Annotated in this window: 16 protein-coding genes and 1 tRNA gene; 9 read left to right on the forward strand and 8 right to left on the reverse strand. The window is 59.7% G+C overall.

Annotated elements, in window-relative coordinates; translation table 11 throughout:
* Window positions 1-71 precede the first annotated feature (71 nt).
* The 6 genes from NXS98_RS17585 to NXS98_RS17610 all read right to left on the reverse strand — a co-directional run bounded on the left by NXS98_RS17585 (window position 72) and on the right by NXS98_RS17610 (window position 5,188).
* Complete coding sequence (locus NXS98_RS17585; protein WP_283846366.1) at window positions 72-1,547, reverse strand: sigma-54-dependent transcriptional regulator; 1,476 nt, start codon at window positions 1,545-1,547, stop codon at window positions 72-74.
* Window positions 1,548-1,643: 96 nt separating this feature from the next.
* Window positions 1,644-2,462, reverse strand: a complete 819-nt coding sequence (gene truA / locus NXS98_RS17590) for a tRNA pseudouridine(38-40) synthase TruA (protein WP_283846367.1) — start codon at window positions 2,460-2,462, stop codon at window positions 1,644-1,646.
* Entirely contained in the window at window positions 2,459-2,887 is a 429-nt protein-coding gene (gene ruvX, locus NXS98_RS17595; RefSeq protein ID WP_283846368.1) for a Holliday junction resolvase RuvX, read from the reverse strand. The genes truA and ruvX overlap by 4 nt, the downstream gene beginning before the upstream one ends.
* A gap of 350 nt (window positions 2,888-3,237) precedes the next feature.
* Entirely contained in the window at window positions 3,238-3,786 is a 549-nt protein-coding gene (locus NXS98_RS17600) for a transposase (protein ID WP_283846369.1), read from the reverse strand.
* Window positions 3,787-3,800: 14 nt separating this feature from the next.
* Window positions 3,801-4,043, reverse strand: coding sequence for a transposase (locus NXS98_RS17605; protein WP_283846370.1), 243 nt, complete (start codon window positions 4,041-4,043; stop codon window positions 3,801-3,803).
* Window positions 4,044-4,549: 506 nt separating this feature from the next.
* The gene (locus NXS98_RS17610) at window positions 4,550-5,188 is read right to left on the reverse strand and encodes a glycosyltransferase (protein ID WP_283846371.1); all 639 of its coding nucleotides are present in this window, start codon (window positions 5,186-5,188) and stop codon (window positions 4,550-4,552) included.
* Here NXS98_RS17610 and NXS98_RS17615 point away from each other — a divergent pair.
* From NXS98_RS17615 to NXS98_RS17625, 3 genes are all read left to right on the forward strand, one after another.
* On the forward strand, window positions 5,181-5,483 hold the full coding sequence (locus tag NXS98_RS17615) for a hypothetical protein (protein WP_283846372.1): 303 nt from the start codon (window positions 5,181-5,183) through the stop codon (window positions 5,481-5,483). The two genes, NXS98_RS17610 and NXS98_RS17615, sit on opposite strands and share 8 nt — an antisense overlap.
* 899 nt (window positions 5,484-6,382) lie before the next feature.
* On the forward strand, window positions 6,383-7,696 hold the full coding sequence (locus NXS98_RS17620; protein WP_283846373.1) for an NAD(P)/FAD-dependent oxidoreductase: 1,314 nt from the start codon (window positions 6,383-6,385) through the stop codon (window positions 7,694-7,696).
* Between the two features lie 350 nt (window positions 7,697-8,046).
* On the forward strand, window positions 8,047-8,787 hold the full coding sequence (locus NXS98_RS17625; protein WP_283846374.1) for a choice-of-anchor C family protein: 741 nt from the start codon (window positions 8,047-8,049) through the stop codon (window positions 8,785-8,787).
* 186 nt (window positions 8,788-8,973) lie between these two features.
* Here the strand turns inward: NXS98_RS17625 and NXS98_RS17630 are convergent.
* Together NXS98_RS17630 and NXS98_RS17635 are read right to left on the reverse strand one after the other, a co-directional pair.
* Window positions 8,974-9,066: transfer RNA gene (locus NXS98_RS17630), tRNA-Ser, on the reverse strand.
* Between the two features lie 93 nt (window positions 9,067-9,159).
* A complete protein-coding gene (locus tag NXS98_RS17635) occupies window positions 9,160-9,711 on the reverse strand; it encodes a DUF4149 domain-containing protein (RefSeq protein ID WP_283846375.1) in 552 nt (183 codons plus the stop codon).
* 80 nt (window positions 9,712-9,791) lie between these two features.
* Here NXS98_RS17635 and dapF point away from each other — a divergent pair, with 80 nt between their 5' ends.
* The 6 genes from dapF to NXS98_RS17665 all read left to right on the forward strand — a co-directional run bounded on the left by dapF (window position 9,792) and on the right by NXS98_RS17665 (window position 16,208).
* Window positions 9,792-10,613 (forward strand): diaminopimelate epimerase, encoded by an 822-nt coding sequence (gene dapF / locus NXS98_RS17640; RefSeq protein WP_283846377.1) that lies wholly within the window; start codon window positions 9,792-9,794, stop codon window positions 10,611-10,613.
* Between the two features lie 42 nt (window positions 10,614-10,655).
* The gene (gene dapA, locus NXS98_RS17645; protein ID WP_283846378.1) at window positions 10,656-11,555 is read left to right on the forward strand and encodes a 4-hydroxy-tetrahydrodipicolinate synthase; all 900 of its coding nucleotides are present in this window, start codon (window positions 10,656-10,658) and stop codon (window positions 11,553-11,555) included.
* 14 nt (window positions 11,556-11,569) lie between these two features.
* Window positions 11,570-12,304: a 4-hydroxy-tetrahydrodipicolinate reductase gene (dapB, locus tag NXS98_RS17650; RefSeq protein ID WP_283846379.1), complete on the forward strand. Its 735-nt coding sequence runs from the start codon at window positions 11,570-11,572 to the stop codon at window positions 12,302-12,304.
* A 27-nt stretch (window positions 12,305-12,331) separates the two neighbouring features.
* The gene (folK, locus tag NXS98_RS17655) at window positions 12,332-12,802 is read left to right on the forward strand and encodes a 2-amino-4-hydroxy-6-hydroxymethyldihydropteridine diphosphokinase (RefSeq protein ID WP_283846380.1); all 471 of its coding nucleotides are present in this window, start codon (window positions 12,332-12,334) and stop codon (window positions 12,800-12,802) included.
* Between the two features lie 171 nt (window positions 12,803-12,973).
* Entirely contained in the window at window positions 12,974-13,783 is an 810-nt protein-coding gene (locus tag NXS98_RS17660) for a doubled CXXCH domain-containing protein (RefSeq protein WP_283846381.1), read from the forward strand.
* Between the two features lies 1 nt (window position 13,784).
* Window positions 13,785-16,208, forward strand: coding sequence for a c-type cytochrome domain-containing protein (locus NXS98_RS17665; RefSeq protein ID WP_283846382.1), 2,424 nt, complete (start codon window positions 13,785-13,787; stop codon window positions 16,206-16,208).
* Window positions 16,209-16,235: the final 27 nt, after the last annotated feature.

Genomic DNA, 16,235 nt, shown 5'->3' on the forward strand with positions numbered 1-16,235 from the left:
CCTGTTTTTGAGGAACCAGGGAAACCCCCTGCGCCACGCGGGGCTGAGACATCAGCCCCGCGTTTTTATTGTCATTGGACGGATATTTGCCGGCGGATGCCGTAGCGCTCAATCCGTTTGCGCAAGGTGGCCCTGGTCATGCCCAGCAGCCGGGCCGCCTGCACCTGGTTGCCGCCGGTTTCGCGCAGGGCCTGCAGCACCAGCTCGCGCTCCACGGCCGGCAGCAAGCGGCGCCGGGGGTCCTGGCGCGCCCATTCAAACAGCCCCTGCACCAGCGCTGCGATGTCGCCGGTGGCGGGCGCGGGCGGGGGGGCGGCGGGCGCCGGGGGAGCAGCGGCATGGGGCAGGGCGGCGGGGGTTACGGTCTGGGAGGGGGCGGCGCCGCGCAATTCGGCGGGCAGGTCCTCCGGCAAGAGGGTGTCGCCCTTGGCAACCACCAGGGCGCGGTGCATGACGTTTTCCAGCTCACGCACGTTGCCCGGCCAGTCGTGCCGTGTGAGGAGCGCCAGGGTTTGCGGCGCGACGCCCGGCCGCGGGCGGCCGGAAGCGCGGGCCAGTTTGCGCAGGAAAAACTCGACCAGCAGGGGCAAATCCTCCTTGCGCTCGCGCAGCGGCGGCAGGTGCAGCCGCACCACATTCAGGCGATAGAACAAATCTTCCCTGAACTTTTTTTCCGCCACGGCTTGCTCGAGCGGGCGGTTGGTGGCGGCGATGACGCGCACATCCACCTTGACCGTCTGATTGCCGCCCACGCGCTCAAACTCGCCGGATTGCAACACGCGCAGGATTTTGGTTTGGGTGGCGGGGCTCATGTCGCCGATTTCATCCAGGAACAGGGTGCCGCCGTGGCATTGCTCAAACTTGCCGATGCGCTGGGTGGTGGCGCCGGTGAAGGCGCCTTTTTCATGGCCGAAGAGTTCGCTTTCCAGCAGCGTTTCCGGGATGGCGGCGCAGTTGATGGCCAGAAACGGCTGCTGGGCGCGCCGGCTGTGGCTGTAAATGGCGCGGGCGGCCAGCTCTTTGCCGGTGCCGCTTTCGCCGGTGATGAGCACGGTGGCATCAGAGGCGGCGAGTTGGCCGATGAGCTTGAACACCTCCTGCATGGCGGCGCTGCGGCCCACCATGCCGGTGGCCACATCTTCGGCCGAAAGTGCGGTCTCCAGAGTGACCGTTTGCCGCATGGCCTGTGAAGCGCGCAGGGCGGCCGCCACCACCTCTTTGAGTTTGGGGACGTCAAACGGCTTGAGCAAATAATCGTAAGCCCCCAGTTTCATCGCTTCGATGGCGGTCTGGGTGGTGCCGTAGGCGGTCATGATGATGACCGGCAGGCGGGCATCGGTCTGGCGCAGGCGGCGGAGGGTTTCCAGTCCGCTCATGCCCGCCATGCGCACGTCCATGAGGACGAGGTCGGGTTTGATTCGGGGAATGAGGCGCAGGCCTTCCTCGCCGCTGGAGGCGGTGGCCACCTCGATTTCCGGCCCTTCAAACAACCGGCGAAACGAGTACTGCACATCAGCCTCGTCATCTATGAGCAACAGGCGGTACATGGTATTGCAGCCCGGCCCATCTTACAGGACCGGCCCAAAAATTTCATGGCCTAAATCGCCTTTTCGGCAGGCGCGTGGGAAGCCGTCCGGATGGCCTCAGCTCTCCCGCTGCGCCTCGGCCTGCGCGGAGGGTTCATGGTCCGCGCCGCGCCGCCCGTAAAACACCTTCCACAACACCAGTCCGTGCGCGGGGGCGGTCATGCCGGCCACGCGCCGGTCCCGTTTTTCGAGCATGGCGGGAATGGCCTCGGGAGGAATGCGGCCCAGCCCCACCTGCACCAGCGTGCCCACGATGCCGCGGCACATTTTGTAGAGGAAACCATCGCCCTCAATGATGAACGTCCATTGCGGGCCGGCGCGCCGGATATCGAGCCGGGTGAGGGTGCGCACGGTGTTTTCCATTTCGTAGTTGCGGTTGGCGGCGAAGGAGCGGAAGTCATGACGGCCGAGGAAAAAGCGCGCCGCCCGGCGCATGGGCGCGATGTCCAGGGGCCGCGGCACATGCCAGGTGAGATGGCGCAACAGCGGGTGATGGGCGGAATGGTTCCAGATGAAATAGCGGTATTGCTTGCCGCGGGCATGAAAACGCGCATGAAAATCCGGCGCGCAGCGGCGGACGCTCAACACGCGGATGTCCTCGGGCAGGTGAGCGTTGAGGGCCAGCGGCCACTTGGCTTCCGGCAGCCGGAGCGCGGCGTCTGGCACTTCGACGTGGGCCACCATGCCCAGCGCATGCACGCCGGTATCCGTGCGGCTGGAGCCATGCACGCGCACTGGCTCCGGCAGCAGGCGGGCGAGGGCTTCCTCGATTTTCTGCTGCACGCCCACCCCGATTTTCTGCACCTGCCAGCCCTGGTAGCGGGTGCCGTCGTAAGCAATGACCAGTTTGAGTTTGACCACGCCGGAGGCGCTCATGGGGCCGGGGGACGTTGTGCGCGGGCATCCAGAAAGCTTTGCAACAAAATCGCGGCCGCCATGCGGTCCACCGTTTCCTTGCGTTGTTGGCGGCGCATGCCGCCCTGAATCAACATACGGTGGGCCTGCGCGGTGGTGAGCCGTTCATCCCAGGTTTGGATGGGGACGGCGAGGGCATCTTTGAGAATGGCGACAAATTCCTGCACTTTGAGGGCGGCCGGGCCATAGCTGCCGTCCATGTTGCGGGGCATGCCCACGACGATCAGTTCGACTTCCTTTTCTTTGATCAAGGTTTTGAGGCGCGCCAGAAACTGATCAAAAGGCTCCGCCGCGATGTATTCCAGCGGCTGAGCAATCAGCTCCAGCTCATCGCAAATGGCCACCCCGATTCGCTTGGTGCCATGGTCCAGGGCAAGAATGCGCATAGTAAATCTAAAATATTTAGAAATCGGTCATTATTAGTAATATTAAACTTTCGGATTTTAGATGCTTATATTTATTCATGGGTCTTTTAATTTCATTCTTCCATTCCAAAGTGGAAACGTAAAACAAATCTTGTGTTAAACAATCTGTTAATCATCGAAACCATGCAATTCTTTTACAATGTATAAAGAAACCTCTGCGAAACGGGTTTTGAATGAGTTGTTCGCTATTCAAATTATTATCTAGTATTCTAGGGTGCGCTATTCCATGGCGTTTTCAGGTCACACGGCCCCTTGCCGGCCTGGCCGGTGGCCTCTGGCGGACCATTCTTGGCCCGCCCGAGCACACCGCTTCAGCCAGCCGCTACTTTCACCAGCCGTTTCATCTTCCAACAAAGACTCTTGAACTCCAATTCCAGCCGGTTGGGCTCCCGCCCCAGGTAGCGCACCCGCCGGTATCCGGCCCAGTGTTTCATCCCCCCAATCACCCGTTCCACCCCGCTCCGCATCCGGCTCAGCACCCAGTTGAATGGCCGCTGCCCCGGCCGCAGCTTCTCCCCGCGCTTGGCTCGTCGGCGGATCCCGTTGGCCACTTGGTGCTTCACACACCATTGTCTTTGTGCCTCCCCCCAGTACGCCTTGTCGGCTACCACCATCTGTTCATCCCCCACCGCCACCCGCGCAAACTCCCGGCTGTCATGCACGTGGGCCCCCGTCAGACTCACCCGACGGATCATCAAGTGCGTCCGATCCACCCCCACATGCGCTTTGTAGCCGTAGTGCGGCTGGCCACGCTTGACCGTAAAACGGGCGTCGGGGTCGCCCGTCGTCCCCGCTCTCCGGGAAGGCGGCCGCCGCGCCGCCTGCACCAAGGTGGCGTCCACCAAAGTGCAGGTCTTCAAAATCAACCCCCGCTCTACCAGTGGTTGGTTGACTGACGGTCTGAAAGGTCATAGCATTGCTTCAAGAGGCACATCTTGAACCGCCCCAAGGGGGGATGCGGCGGACGCCCCGTGCGGGCCGGGTACATGCGGTGCAGGACCTGCTCGATCGGTTGCCAGTTCACCGCGGCCTGAAGTTGGTCCAGAAAAGAATTGCTCGGCGGGGTGGGCATCAGGCAGTCCAAGAGTCCTTGCTGGGGATTGAGGGTCGTTCGCATATACTACTTGGACGCACCTCATCACCCTTTGTTCAATGAGTTTTGCAGCGATTTCAATAATTTGAATGGCGAACAACTCATTCAAAACCTGTTTCGCAGAGGTTTCGAAGTATAAGTCGCAACAGAGCACTAGATAACATTTTAAATGGCTATCAACTAATCCAAAGCCGGTTTAGGGTAGGTCTCATATTAACTGCGCGATTTTCTTATTCTTCTCAAGAATCTCTTTAATGCTTTTCCAAAATACCGTTCCTCATATAGGCTGAATGTGCCTCGACAATACTTTCCATGCAGTATATTCCAAATCATTAAGAAGAACGATGCTACGGGCCCGGTATTTATGATACTGACTTGCTCAAGCATATTGGTATACCTATTTTCCAAAGACAAAAATTTATCTATCCTGTTTGGCATATAATTCTTTGCAGTGTTCAAGCAATTTAAGAATTCTCGATAAGCTTCTTCCATATCTGCGAAATCTCTGCCTCGCTTTCGCACCGGTGATTCTAGCTGATAAGTGTTATTATTATGCCTTCTTTAAATACTAAAACATCAGGAAAGTATCTCAACTCACCAATAAGAATGCTACGAAAGCCGAGCCGAATGTCCTCTTTTATTCCCATTTTTGAAAGGGGTCCGAACGTAGTGAATAAATCTCTTGTATAAGCCATAGTACAACCAAAAGTTAAAAACTGATCTCCACGAAGCATTGAATCGATATCATAAACAAATGGGTTCATCATATCCGTACGCATCAATTGTATGTGCTCACCCTTGTCGTTTATTACACTAGCATTGGTCATCAAGGCTAATCCGGCTTTCCTAAAATCAAGCCACTTGCCCGCTAGATAGGAAGTTCTTCCAGGAATAGATATGTCATCCCCAGCTGCGCAAACGATAAGTTCACCGTGGGTTAATTCAACGCAGCGATTGACGTGGCTGCAAATGCCGAGGTTTCGCTCATTTCGGTTCAGGATGATTCGGTGGGGGCCTTTATATTGTGCCGACATCTCCTTCATGATTTCAAAGGTGCGATCTGTGGAACAATCATCGGATAGGATGATTTCCAATGGGCTGTAGGTTTGGGCAAAGGCCCCTTCTACTGCCTCACGTATGAATTGTTCCTGATTGTAGGCGATGAGCATGAACGTTACCAAGGGTTTGTCGTTTGAAATTCCCATATTTCCATCGGCTAATGGATTAATTGAAATCGCTGGAAAATCAACGGAGGACGGGTGGTTGGGCTTGCCCCGGTTTGATGCACACCCCGCCGGACAAAACCTTCATGTACAAGCTTCAGGCCGTGGGGAGCTGGCCACCGATGAATCAGCCCATGAGCTGTCGGTGCAAGGCCAATACCGGTCATCGGCCGCGTTTGCCGCTGGTGCTGTAAGGAAAATGCCTGTTGTAGCCCGGTTGTCGGCTTTTCGTTACCTCTAGCACAGAGCAGGTGCTCGACCGGATGAAATGGTGGGCATGCTTGAGGCTTGGACAGCAAGAGTCGGAACCCGGTGCCATGGCCTTGGTGCGCTCCTGCCGCCGGCAGCAGGAGGGGAGCCAGCATGGAGCGTTGTCGCAATTCCTTAACCAACAACTGGAAGCTCGCAGAGTGATTTTGAAGCCATGCGCGTTGATGAGTGCCGTGCTGGTGCAGGCGGGCCGGCGCACGCCACTCCTTGGCCGAAAACGCTTTCACCGCGAGACGCAGCGGATATTTGGGTTTGTGGAACCTTGAGCACGGCATGGGCGGGTGGACTAGCAGGGGCATGACCCCAACCGGCTGGAATTGGAGGGTACGGGCATTGTTTGGAAGTTGAAACGGCTGGTGCAATTGGAGGCTGGATGAAGCGGTGTGGCCGGCCGGGCCAAAAATAACCCGACAGTGGCCGCCAAGCAGGCTAGCAAGCGTATGCGTGGCCCGAAAGAGTAGTCTTAGAGCTCTTAATAAATTACCCAGTAACAGTTTAGGTTCTGAGAAATTCACATTATGATGCTGTTCGCAACAACTTTTATAGAAACCAAGTCCTTTAAGGTCAAATAAAAAGGAGGGCACAACGACACCGATAGTAACAGCTTAAATCAACTATTAGCTGCAAGGCCAGATGCCAAGTAAAGTAATACAATATTCTTCATGTGATATTGCAAATTAATGTATGGATGGCGAGGGATGTCGGAGGGGGAAAGCTGTCACCAGGTCAATCAAGATGACAGGGCGGCGACCGGAGGGGACGCTGGTCGCAATCCACAAGTGCGTCGCAACCAAGGGGATGAGGGGGCGGATGGTGGGCGCTGTGAGCTTGCGGTTTGGGAATTTGGGATTTTATTTGTCAAGTACACACATGGACTACGAGGCCATTGTTTTAGGCGGGGGTCCGGCAGGCAGCACGGCAGCAGCGCTTCTGGCGCGTGCCGGGCAGCGGGTGTTGGTGCTGGAGAAGGAGCGTTTTCCGCGCTTTCACATTGGGGAGTCGCTGCTGCCCTACAATCAAGCCATTTTCGCAGAGCTGGGAGTGGTGCCGGCGTTGGAGGCGGCGGGATTTCCGCGGAAATACGGGGCGCAATTTCATTTGGGCAATGACACCCGGCATCGGCGGTTCGAGTTTCGGCAGGGGCGGTTCACTCGTTACACCGAGACGTGGCAGGTGGAGCGCGCGGTGTTTGATGAACTGTTGTTGAACAATGCGCGGCGTTGGGGATCGGAGGTGCGCGAGGGATGGGCCGCCCTGCGTTGTGGCCTTGATGAGCGGGGCAGGTGGGTCGAGGCGGCGGAAATAACGGGGGGCAAACCGGTGCGGTTGCACGCCGCTTTTGTGGTGGATGCCACGGGCCGGGCCAATTTCACCGGCAATCAGGAAGGGTTGCGGGTGGTGCATCCGCAACTGAAAAAGGTGGCCATATTTGCTCATTTTCATGGGGTGCGCCGTGACCGCGGGGAAGCCGCCGGGGACACGGTCATCATCCGGCTGGCGCGGGGGTGGTTTTGGTTGATTCCCATCGGCGCGGAGAAAACGAGCGTGGGATTGGTGATGGACCAGGAGGATTTGGCGCGCGCGGGCGAGCCGCCGGAGCGGGTGTTTGAACGCCATTTATCTCAGGCGCGGCCCTTGCAGCGGCGCATGGAGCGGGCCGAGCGGGTGGGGCCGTGGCGGACGACGAGTGATTTTTCTTATTACAACCGCCGGCTGGTGGGGCCGCGTTTGTTGCGCACAGGCGATGCGGCTGGTTTCATGGACCCGATTTTTTCCGCGGGGGTGTTTCTGGCGATGCGCTCGGGCAAACTGGCGGCGGCGGCCGTGCAAGAGGCGTTGAAACAAGGCACGGACGGCCGCTTTTTGCTGGCGCACTATGAGCGCGAAATCTGGCGCAGCATGCGTTTTTACTGGCGCATGGTGGAGGGATTTTACACCACGCCTTTTTTGGAGATTTTCATGGAGCCACGGGAGAATTTCTCGCTGGTTTCGGCGGTCAATGCCGTGTTGGCGGGGGAGGTGGAGGGCGGTTGGAAGTTGCGGTGGCGGCTGGAATTGTTTTTTGCGCTGGTGCGTTTGCAGCGGCGGTGGGCGTTGACGCCACGCATTAATTTTGATGCGTCAACCGCCCCGGACCCATTTGCCTTTTTGAGCCGTGGTTTTCCCCAGAAGGCGATGAAGTAATTGGAGGCGAAGGATAAAGGAGGCGTCTGGGCAGGGAAACTGGCGCCAGGCTAAGGAGCACGGCGCTGAAGTTGCCCAACGAAATTCAGGTTTTGGCCCCTTTTTCGGGGTGCTCACGCTCATGTTCATTGCAGGCTTCCCGGAAGAGGGTTGAAGACCTCAGCGGGGCCAATCTTCCTGGAATAAAACAGATGCAAGGGTTGGCTGGTCATGATCGTTGTCCCAAGTGGATGGCCTTTGCCGGTCGCAGGATCAGACCAGCATATTCCCTAATGCAAAATATAAGCCGTAGTTCTCAATGCCCACGTTGATAACAAGCAGAAAAAAGTGCTTGACTTGTCAATGGGAATATGTATCGCATTAAAGTTGCCGAGAAAAGTAAAAACTCCAAAGGTCAGCGCCCTATGAAAGGATTCATTTCGACGACTGTATTGCTTGCCTCATTTCTCACCGTCATGGTCAATCGCGGGCAAGCCGCGATCATTAACGGCAGTTTTGAACAGGGGCCTACGATTAGTGGGGATGCCCAATTTGTTGGGGCAGGGTCCACGGTGATCACAGGTTGGACAGTCACCGGCCATTCAGTCGAGGTGCTGGGGCCCCCGTGGCTGGCTTCTGATGGGCAACGCGCAATTGATCTTAGCGGCTATTATGCGGGCGGGATTCAGCAATCCTTTTCAACGGTTGCTGGGGTAACTTACTGGGTAACCTTCGACCTGAGCGGGAACCCTGCAGGAGGGGCGCAGTTCAAAACCGTGCGCGTCACGATTGATTCATTTCAGCAGGATTATTCCGTTGACACCGCCAATCAAACAATCTCCACCCTGATATGGCATCCCATTGGTTTCTCGTTTGTTGCGTCGGGTACAAGCGCCACGCTGTCGTTCACCAGCCTTGAGGGGGATTGTTACGGGCCGCTTCTTGACGATGTGGCGGTATGGCCGGTCCCCGAGCCGTCCAGCTCGCTTTTTGCGGTGGCAACGCTGGTTGTGTTTACTGCCATGCACTGCTGTCGGCGGCTAGTCACATGGTGGCCGACAAGGACGGGGCGCAATTATTCAAGTCCTCCTTTTGCTGCAAAGGCAGGTTGAGGGGCATAAATATCCAATTGAGAGGCCGAGCGGATTTGGTCACAAGGAAAGTGTAGTTTTCACACAAAACAACCTTAAACACCGATAAAAAACGGTGTATTTGTTATGACTTTTGTTATGACTTTGCCTGTTTTTGAGGTGTGAAAATTGCGTTATCGCCTTTATTATCAGGGGTTTATAAAGATTTGGCGGAGAGGGAGGGATTCGAACCCTCGGTACGGCTTTTGACCGTACAACGGTTTAGCAAACCGCCACCTTCGGCCACTCGGTCACCTCTCCGCCGGCGTATCCCGTGAAAGCAGGGCAGGGCATGCCTTGCGCCCGGGCACGGGCGTAAGACTGGCACAGCTTGCGGCTGCGTCAAGCCTCAATTCAGTCGCGATATTGAAAGGGGTTGGGCGGCGTGTGGAGGGAGCGGGGCCGGGGGTTGGCGGTTTTCCAGAAGAAGAGGATTAATCCGCCTGCCAGGAGGAGATTGGCGCCCTGGCTGATGCCATGCCACATGCGGAAGCTGCGGGCGGCCAGCTCCACTTGTTCGGGTTTGGCACGGGGGTCGTAGCGGGCGGCATGCAATTTTTTGAGGATGGGATGCACGCCCCAGGCGCCCGCCAGGCAAAGCGCCAGCAGGCCCATGGCCAGGAGGTTGCGGGCCTGGCGCCAGGGGAGGCCCTGGTAGGCGGATTCCGCCAGCGCCTGGAGCACGGCGATGACGCCGCAGACTTGCAGCCAGACGAAATAGCGGTCCATCATGTAAATGGCGGCCAGGCCGGAGCGGGCACGGCTGAAGGGGGCGTTGACGCCGCCAAAGAGGTTGAGCATGGCATCTTGAAAAAAGGCGGGGGCGACGGCGACGGTAAAAAAGAGCACCGCGCCCAACCAGGCGGCCGCGTTGACGAGGCCCACGAATCTTAAAATACCCAGCACGGAGGGGGAGTGTAGGCGTTTTTGGGCGGCGGCTCAACCTTAAGTGGTTTTTGGCATTGCGCCGCCGCGGCCCTTGGTTTATGTCACCCCGCATGCGGTTGAACTTTTGGAAGATGAATGGGGCGGGCAATGATTTTGTGCTGGCGGACAACCGGCAGCAAAATCTTTGTCTGACTCCGGAACAGGTCGCCCGTTTATGTCATCGGCAGCGGGGCATTGGGGCGGATGGGTTGATTTTGTGGGTGCCATGCCGCTCGGGCCGGGCGGACTGGGCATGGCAGTTTTGGAACAGCGACGGCAGTGTGGCGGAGATGTGCGGCAACGGGGCGCGGTGTTTCGCGCGGTTTGTGCAGCGGCATACCGGCGCGCAGGGGGCCATCACGTTCGAGACGCTGGCGGGCGTCATTACGGCGCGGTTTCGGGGGGAGCAGGTGACGATTGGGCTGACGGCGCCGCAGGGGTTGCAATTGCATCAGGCGCTGGAGACCTCGGTGGGGAAGGTGGTGTGTCATTCGGTGAACACCGGCGTGCCGCACGCGGTCATTTTTGTGCCAGATGCAGACCGGGCGCGGGTGAGCGAGCTGGGGCCGCAGATTCGGCATCATGCGGCCTATGCCCCGAAGGGCACCAATGTGAATTTTGTGCAGACCTTGGGGCCGGGCAGCATCCGCGTGCGCACGTATGAGCGCGGGGTGGAGGGCGAGACGCTGGCTTGTGGGACGGGCGTGACGGCATCAGCCCTGATTGCGGCGCGGCTGCATCATTTTTCCTCGCCCATCCAGGTGCGGGTGCAGGGGGGGGATGTTTTGGAGGTGGGGTTCCGGGAGGAGAATGGGCAGTTCACGGATGTGACGTTGACCGGCCCGGCGGACTTTGTGTTTGAGGGCACGATTGAGCTTTAATCATGGTGGATAGCCCGGTATATTGAACGAAACGGACACGATATGTCGTTGCTCAAAAAATCGTATTACGGCACCTACACCGCGCTGGTGACACCCTTCAAAGAAGGCAGGGTGGACGAGGCTGCCTTTGCCAATTTAATTCGCCTGCAAATCAAGGCGGGGGTGGAGGGCATTGTGCCGGTGGGCACCACCGGCGAATCGCCCACGCTCGATTATGAGGAGCACCTGAAGGTCATCGAGCTGGCGGTGAAATACGCCAAAGGCAAGGTGCACGTGGTGGCGGGCACCGGCGCCAATTCCACCAAGGAAGCCGTTTATCTGACGCGCGAGGCTGAGAAATTGGGCGCCAACGCCTCGCTGCAGGTGGCGCCGTATTACAACAAGCCCACGCAGGAGGGGTTGTACCAGCATTTTCGCCAGGTGGCGGAGGCCACGCGCCTGCCCATCATTTTGTACAGCATCCCGGGGCGCTGTGGGGTGGAGATTGGGGTGGAGACGGTGGCGCGGCTGGCCAAGGATTGCGCGAACATCATCGGCCTCAAGGAGGCGGGAGGCAATGCGGACCGGGTGAGCCAGTTGCGCATGGTGGTGCCGGAGAAGTTTGTCATTTTGAGCGGTGACGATTCGCTGACGCTGCCGTTCATGGCGGTGGGGGCGGTGGGGGTGGTGAGTGTGGCGTCCAATCTGATTCCCAAGCAGGTGGCGCAGATGGTGCGGGCGCATTTGGAGGGTGACCTGCTGAAAGCGCAACTGTTGCATCAGAAGTATTATCCGCTGTTCAAGGATTTGTTCATCGAGACCAATCCCGTGCCGGTGAAGGCGGCGTTGGCCATGATGGGATTGATCGAGGAGGAAGTGCGGCTGCCGCTGGTGGGCATGAACGCGAAAAACCGCGAAGTGCTGCGGCAGACGCTAGTCCGATGCGGGCTGCTCGCGCAATAATCTGCACACTGGCCATGCTTAAAATCATCATCAACGGCGCCCGCGGGCGCATGGGACAGGCGATTCAAACGTGCGCCGGCCGGATGCCGGAGGTGCAGGTCATCGCGGCCATTGATTTGGGCAATGACCTGGCGGCCGTGATTGAACAGGGGGACGTCGTCATTGAGTTCAGCACGCATCACGTGACGCCCGGGGTGGCGACACTGTGCGCGCAACACCGCAAACCGCTGGTTATCGGCACCACGGGCCACACCGCCGAGGAGCGGCGGGCCATTCTCCAGCAGGCGCAAAGCATTCCGATGGTTTGGACGGCCAATTTCTCCACCGGAGTCAACACGCTGTTCTGGCTGACGCGCAAGGCGGCCGAGATTCTGGGGCCGGGCTATGACCTGGAAATCGTGGAGATGCACCACCGGCACAAGAAGGACGCGCCCAGTGGCACAGCCAAGGCGCTGGGCGAGATTTTAGCGCAGGTGCGGCGGCTGCAATACGAAGAAGCGGTGCGGCACGGCCGGGCAGGGCTGGTGGGCGAGCGCACGCCGGCGGAGATTGGCATGCACGCGGTGCGGGGCGGGGATGTGGTGGGGGATCATACTGTGATCTTTGCCACGGCCGGCGAGCGGTTGGAGCTGACGCACAAGGCCAGCAGCCGTGAGACTTTCGCACAGGGCGCCCTGCGGGCGGCGCAATGGGTGGTGGGGCGTCCGCCGGGGGTGTATGACATGCAGGATGTGTTGGGGCTGAAATAGCCTTGCCATTCGGAGGGTTGCGCCGCCATGTCTGCCGCCTCTCAACCCCCTGAATCAAAAGCTGAGGCGCGCCGATTGGTGGTGGTGGCGCTGGGGTCCAATTTGGGCGACTCCGAGCGGATTTTGCGGGCGGCGGCCCGGGAGCTGGAGAGACTGGCCGCTCGTGGCTTCAAAGTTTCTTCTTTTCATCGCACCGAGCCGGTGGATTGCCCTCCCGGTTCGCCGCCGTTTCTCAATGCGGTGGCCGTGTTTGAACCGCGGCCGGAGGAAACGCCGGAAACCTTGCTCGAGAAATTGCAGGCGTTGGAGCGGCACTTTGGCCGGCAGCCCAAAAAAGTTCACAATGAACCTCGCCCGCTGGATTTGGATTTGATTGCCTTCGGCGAGGAGAAACGCCACACGCCGCAACTGACACTGCCGCATCCACGCGCCCGCCAGCGGGCGTTTGTGCTGGAGCCGCTCCGTGAAGTGGCGCCGGATTTTGTGTGGCCGGAGTAAGAGGGCAGGTTGGATGCGAGGGCGCCCGTGGCGCTGGGCCGGGGCAGGGAAGGGAGGGAGGGAAGACGTGAGCGCCACTGGGCGGTAAAATTATTTGGGGCAAGGCCAATTCAAGGCTACCTTTGACCGCAAGAACCCAACCACCAGACCGGGATTTCTAGGCGTGGGCCTATGAGGCGCCAACTTGGCAGTGCTGCAGGGGCGCGATTTGCGCAAACTTTGCTGGCCGCGGCGGCTGGTGTGGCGGTGGTGTCCTTCCTGGTTTCCTGCGCCTCCGTGGACCGCGTGGTGGTGCGTCCGCCGGACATACCCGGCGCCAGTTTTGTGGGCAACGCCGCGTGTGCGGATTGTCATTCCAACCTGGTGCAGCAGTTTCCCTTGAGTCCTCATGCACGAGTGCATTTTGAGGGGGCGTCGCTGGCGGGCCAGACCAGTTGCGAGGCCTGCCACGGGCCGGGCAGCCTGCACATGGCCAGCGGGGGCGGGCGCCAAAATATCATCAACCCCGGCAAGGACCCGGTGGCCTGCCTGGCGTGCCATAAGGACATTGAGATGGAGTTTCGGCTGTCTTCGCATCATCCGGTGCTGGAGGGCAAGATGAATTGCGTGCAGTGCCATGACCCCCACGGGCGCGACATCATGAAAACCGCCGGCGGCCTGGCCATGGCGCGGGTGAATCAGCAATGCGCCGCATGTCATCAAGAGCAAAGCAAACCGCATGTATTTGAGCATGAAGCGCTGCGCGAGGGCTGCACGGTCTGCCATCGCCCGCATGGCACGGTGGGCGCGAAGCTGCTGCTGGAGCGCGATGCCAATCTCTGCCTGAAATGCCACGCGCAAACGCCCGGGCCGGGGGCGGCGGGGGATATTTACATCGGCAAGGTGGCGCATGGCGCTTATTTGCGCCAGGGGACGTGCTGGTCTGCCGGCTGCCACAGCGCCGTGCATGGCTCGAACCTGAACCCGCGTTTGAGGTACTGACATGTGCCGTCCTTTCCTAACCGTTTGGTTGTTGGCCGGCGTGGCCGCGGGGATGGCTGCGCCCGCGGAAACGGGCAAGTTGCCCGCGCCGGCAGCGTTTCAGGTGGATTACCTGCGGGACATCAAGCCGATTTTTGACCGTTCCTGTTTGCGGTGTCATGGGACGGAGCGGCCCAAAAGCGATTTCAGCCTGGTCACGCGCGAAGCGATGCTGCGGGGAGGGGCCGAGGGGAAAGCGGTGATACCGGGCAATAGCGCGGCGAGTCCGCTGGTGCATTACATTGCGGGGCTGGTGCCGGACATGGAGATGCCGCCGCCGGGTAAGGCGCCGCCGGTCAGCGCGCAGGAGCTGGCATTAATTCGCGCCTGGATTGACCAGGGGGTGGCGTGGGATGAAACGGCGGATGCGCTGGCTTATGCGCCGCGGCTGACGCTCACCACCCAATTGGGCGGATACTGGGTGGGGGGCCGGCAAAATCTTTTCCGTGAGCATGCCGGCCAGCGGGAGGGGGCATGGGGCGGGGTGCAGGAGTTGGCGTATTCACAGCGCTTCACGAATGGGGCCTTGCTTGAGGTGGAGGCGCGCGCGCTGCTTGGCACGCCGGATTATGCCGCACGTTTGTCGCTCAGCCGGCCCAAGATAGGTTTTGTGCGCGCGGGCATGGAGCAATACCGGCGTTATTACGAGGACAGCGGGGGGTATTATGGCGGGATGGCCAGCGAGGCCTGGAGTCTGGGACGCGAACTGAAACTGGACGTAGGGCGCGCGTGGTTGGAAGTGGGACTGACGCGGCCCGCGCTGCCGCAAATCACGCTGGGCTATGAACACCGCTACCGTCAGGGGGACAAATCCTTGACGCAATGGGGGGATGTGACGGACGCCGCCGGAGAGGTGCGGCGGATTTATCCGGCCTGGAAGCGGCTGGATGAGGAAACGCATTTAGTGCGTTTGGACGTGGCCCACCAGTGGCACGGATGGCGGTTTAGCGACCAATTGCGTCTGGAATTTTCGCGGCTGCATCAGGAGCGCGAGCAGGAGACGTATGTGGTGGGAAAGGACGGGCCGGACAAGGTGGCGCGCATCGTGGAGCAACTGCGCTCCTTTCAGGCCGTCAACACGCTCCAGGTGGAGAAACAATTGCGTCCGTGGTTGTTTGGGGCCGCGGGTTATCTGTATCAGACCTACGATGCGCGCGCAGGCCATGAGCAAGGGGTGACGTATCTGCCACCCAGCCTGGCACCGCCCGCGCCGGGGCCCTGGCCGGATGACAAATTTTGGTCCTTCAACCACCTAATCCTGCGGCAGGAGTCGCACGTGGCCAACCTGAACGTGCAGCTTAAACCGTGGCGGCATCTCACGCTGGCGGCGGGCTTGCAACCCGAATGGCAAAGCCAGGAGGGGCTGGGCCATGTAATCCTGGACGAGGGGGTGCCGGTGTTTGCACAAACCGCGTGGATTAATGCCACCCATGACCGGGTGTCCCTGACGGAAGACGCCGGCCTGCGCTTCACGGCCATACCCTACACGGTGTTGTTTGCCGATGCGCGTTTCCGGCAGGAGAGTCTGGAGCAATATGAGTTCATGGGGCCGGGCAATTTTTACGAGTTTGGCCGGCGCATGGATGCCTCGGCGGATCAGCGGGATTATCGCGCTGGGGTGAGCATTTCGCCGTGGAGCCGGTTCTCGTGGACGGGCCATTTCCGCCGGCGCGAGCGGTACAACCATTATCATCACCCGGAGGACATTGCTTTCATGAGCGCGGGCGGATTTCCCAATGACGGTTACTCGGCCTTCATCACCAGCCGACGGGATTTGACGGATGAATGGGAAACGAAACTGGCGTGGCGCGCTCACAAGGCGCTGAAGGTTTCCCTGGGCTACCGCTACCGCATGACGGACTGGTTTAGCGCCACCGACCCGTTGCCGTGGGATGTGTCACCGGGCGGGGGCTTACAAACCGCCGTCACGCGGGGGCATACTTTTACCGCCACGCTAACCTTGACGCCGCATCCGCGTTTTTATGTGTCTTCCACACTGGCTTGGACGGAGAGCAAAACGGCGGCCTTTGCGGCGGAGTCGCCCTCGGTGGCTCCGTGGAGGGGCACGACGTGGACGCTGATGAACAGCGCCACTTATCTGGTCAGCCGCACCACTGATGTGCATGCAGGATATTCCGTCACGCATTCGGATTTTCGCCAGCCCCAGGGCGCGGAAGGCCTGCCGCTGGGCAGCGCGTTCACCAGCCATGTGGCGCAGGCGGGTTTAATGCGCCGTTTTGGCGGGCGCATGACCGCGGGGTTGAACTATGTGTTTTACCACTTTGATGAGGCATGGGACGGCGCCGGACGGTCCTATGTGGCCCATGGCGTGTTGGCCACGCTGCGCATGGATTTTACGCCGCGCCGGACGGCGCCAGCGCCGTAATGCCCGGCTGGTTCGGCCGGAGGGGCG

The organism is Fontisphaera persica (assembly GCF_024832785.1).
Lineage (GTDB): Bacteria > Verrucomicrobiota > Verrucomicrobiia > Limisphaerales > Fontisphaeraceae > Fontisphaera > Fontisphaera persica.

What these genes read in the sequence shown, in the direction of transcription:
- NXS98_RS17585 (WP_283846366.1), bottom strand. Translation starts at nt 1,547, where the DNA reads ATGTACCGCCTGTTGCTCATAGATGACGAGGCTGATGTGCAGTACTCG.
- truA (WP_283846367.1), bottom strand. Translation starts at nt 2,462, where the DNA reads ATGAGCGCCTCCGGCGTGGTCAAACTCAAACTGGTCATTGCTTACGAC.
- ruvX (WP_283846368.1), bottom strand. Translation starts at nt 2,887, where the DNA reads ATGCGCATTCTTGCCCTGGACCATGGCACCAAGCGAATCGGGGTGGCC.
- NXS98_RS17605 (WP_283846370.1), bottom strand. Translation starts at nt 4,043, where the DNA reads ATGCGAACGACCCTCAATCCCCAGCAAGGACTCTTGGACTGCCTGATG.
- NXS98_RS17615 (WP_283846372.1), top strand. Translation starts at nt 5,181, where the DNA reads ATGAGCATGAACGTTACCAAGGGTTTGTCGTTTGAAATTCCCATATTT.
- NXS98_RS17610 (WP_283846371.1), bottom strand. Translation starts at nt 5,188, where the DNA reads ATGCTCATCGCCTACAATCAGGAACAATTCATACGTGAGGCAGTAGAA.
- NXS98_RS17620 (WP_283846373.1), top strand. Translation starts at nt 6,383, where the DNA reads ATGGACTACGAGGCCATTGTTTTAGGCGGGGGTCCGGCAGGCAGCACG.
- NXS98_RS17625 (WP_283846374.1), top strand. Translation starts at nt 8,047, where the DNA reads ATGTATCGCATTAAAGTTGCCGAGAAAAGTAAAAACTCCAAAGGTCAG.
- dapF (WP_283846377.1), top strand. Translation starts at nt 9,792, where the DNA reads ATGTCACCCCGCATGCGGTTGAACTTTTGGAAGATGAATGGGGCGGGC.
- dapA (WP_283846378.1), top strand. Translation starts at nt 10,656, where the DNA reads ATGTCGTTGCTCAAAAAATCGTATTACGGCACCTACACCGCGCTGGTG.
- dapB (WP_283846379.1), top strand. Translation starts at nt 11,570, where the DNA reads ATGCTTAAAATCATCATCAACGGCGCCCGCGGGCGCATGGGACAGGCG.
- folK (WP_283846380.1), top strand. Translation starts at nt 12,332, where the DNA reads ATGTCTGCCGCCTCTCAACCCCCTGAATCAAAAGCTGAGGCGCGCCGA.
- NXS98_RS17660 (WP_283846381.1), top strand. Translation starts at nt 12,974, where the DNA reads ATGAGGCGCCAACTTGGCAGTGCTGCAGGGGCGCGATTTGCGCAAACT.
- NXS98_RS17665 (WP_283846382.1), top strand. Translation starts at nt 13,785, where the DNA reads ATGTGCCGTCCTTTCCTAACCGTTTGGTTGTTGGCCGGCGTGGCCGCG.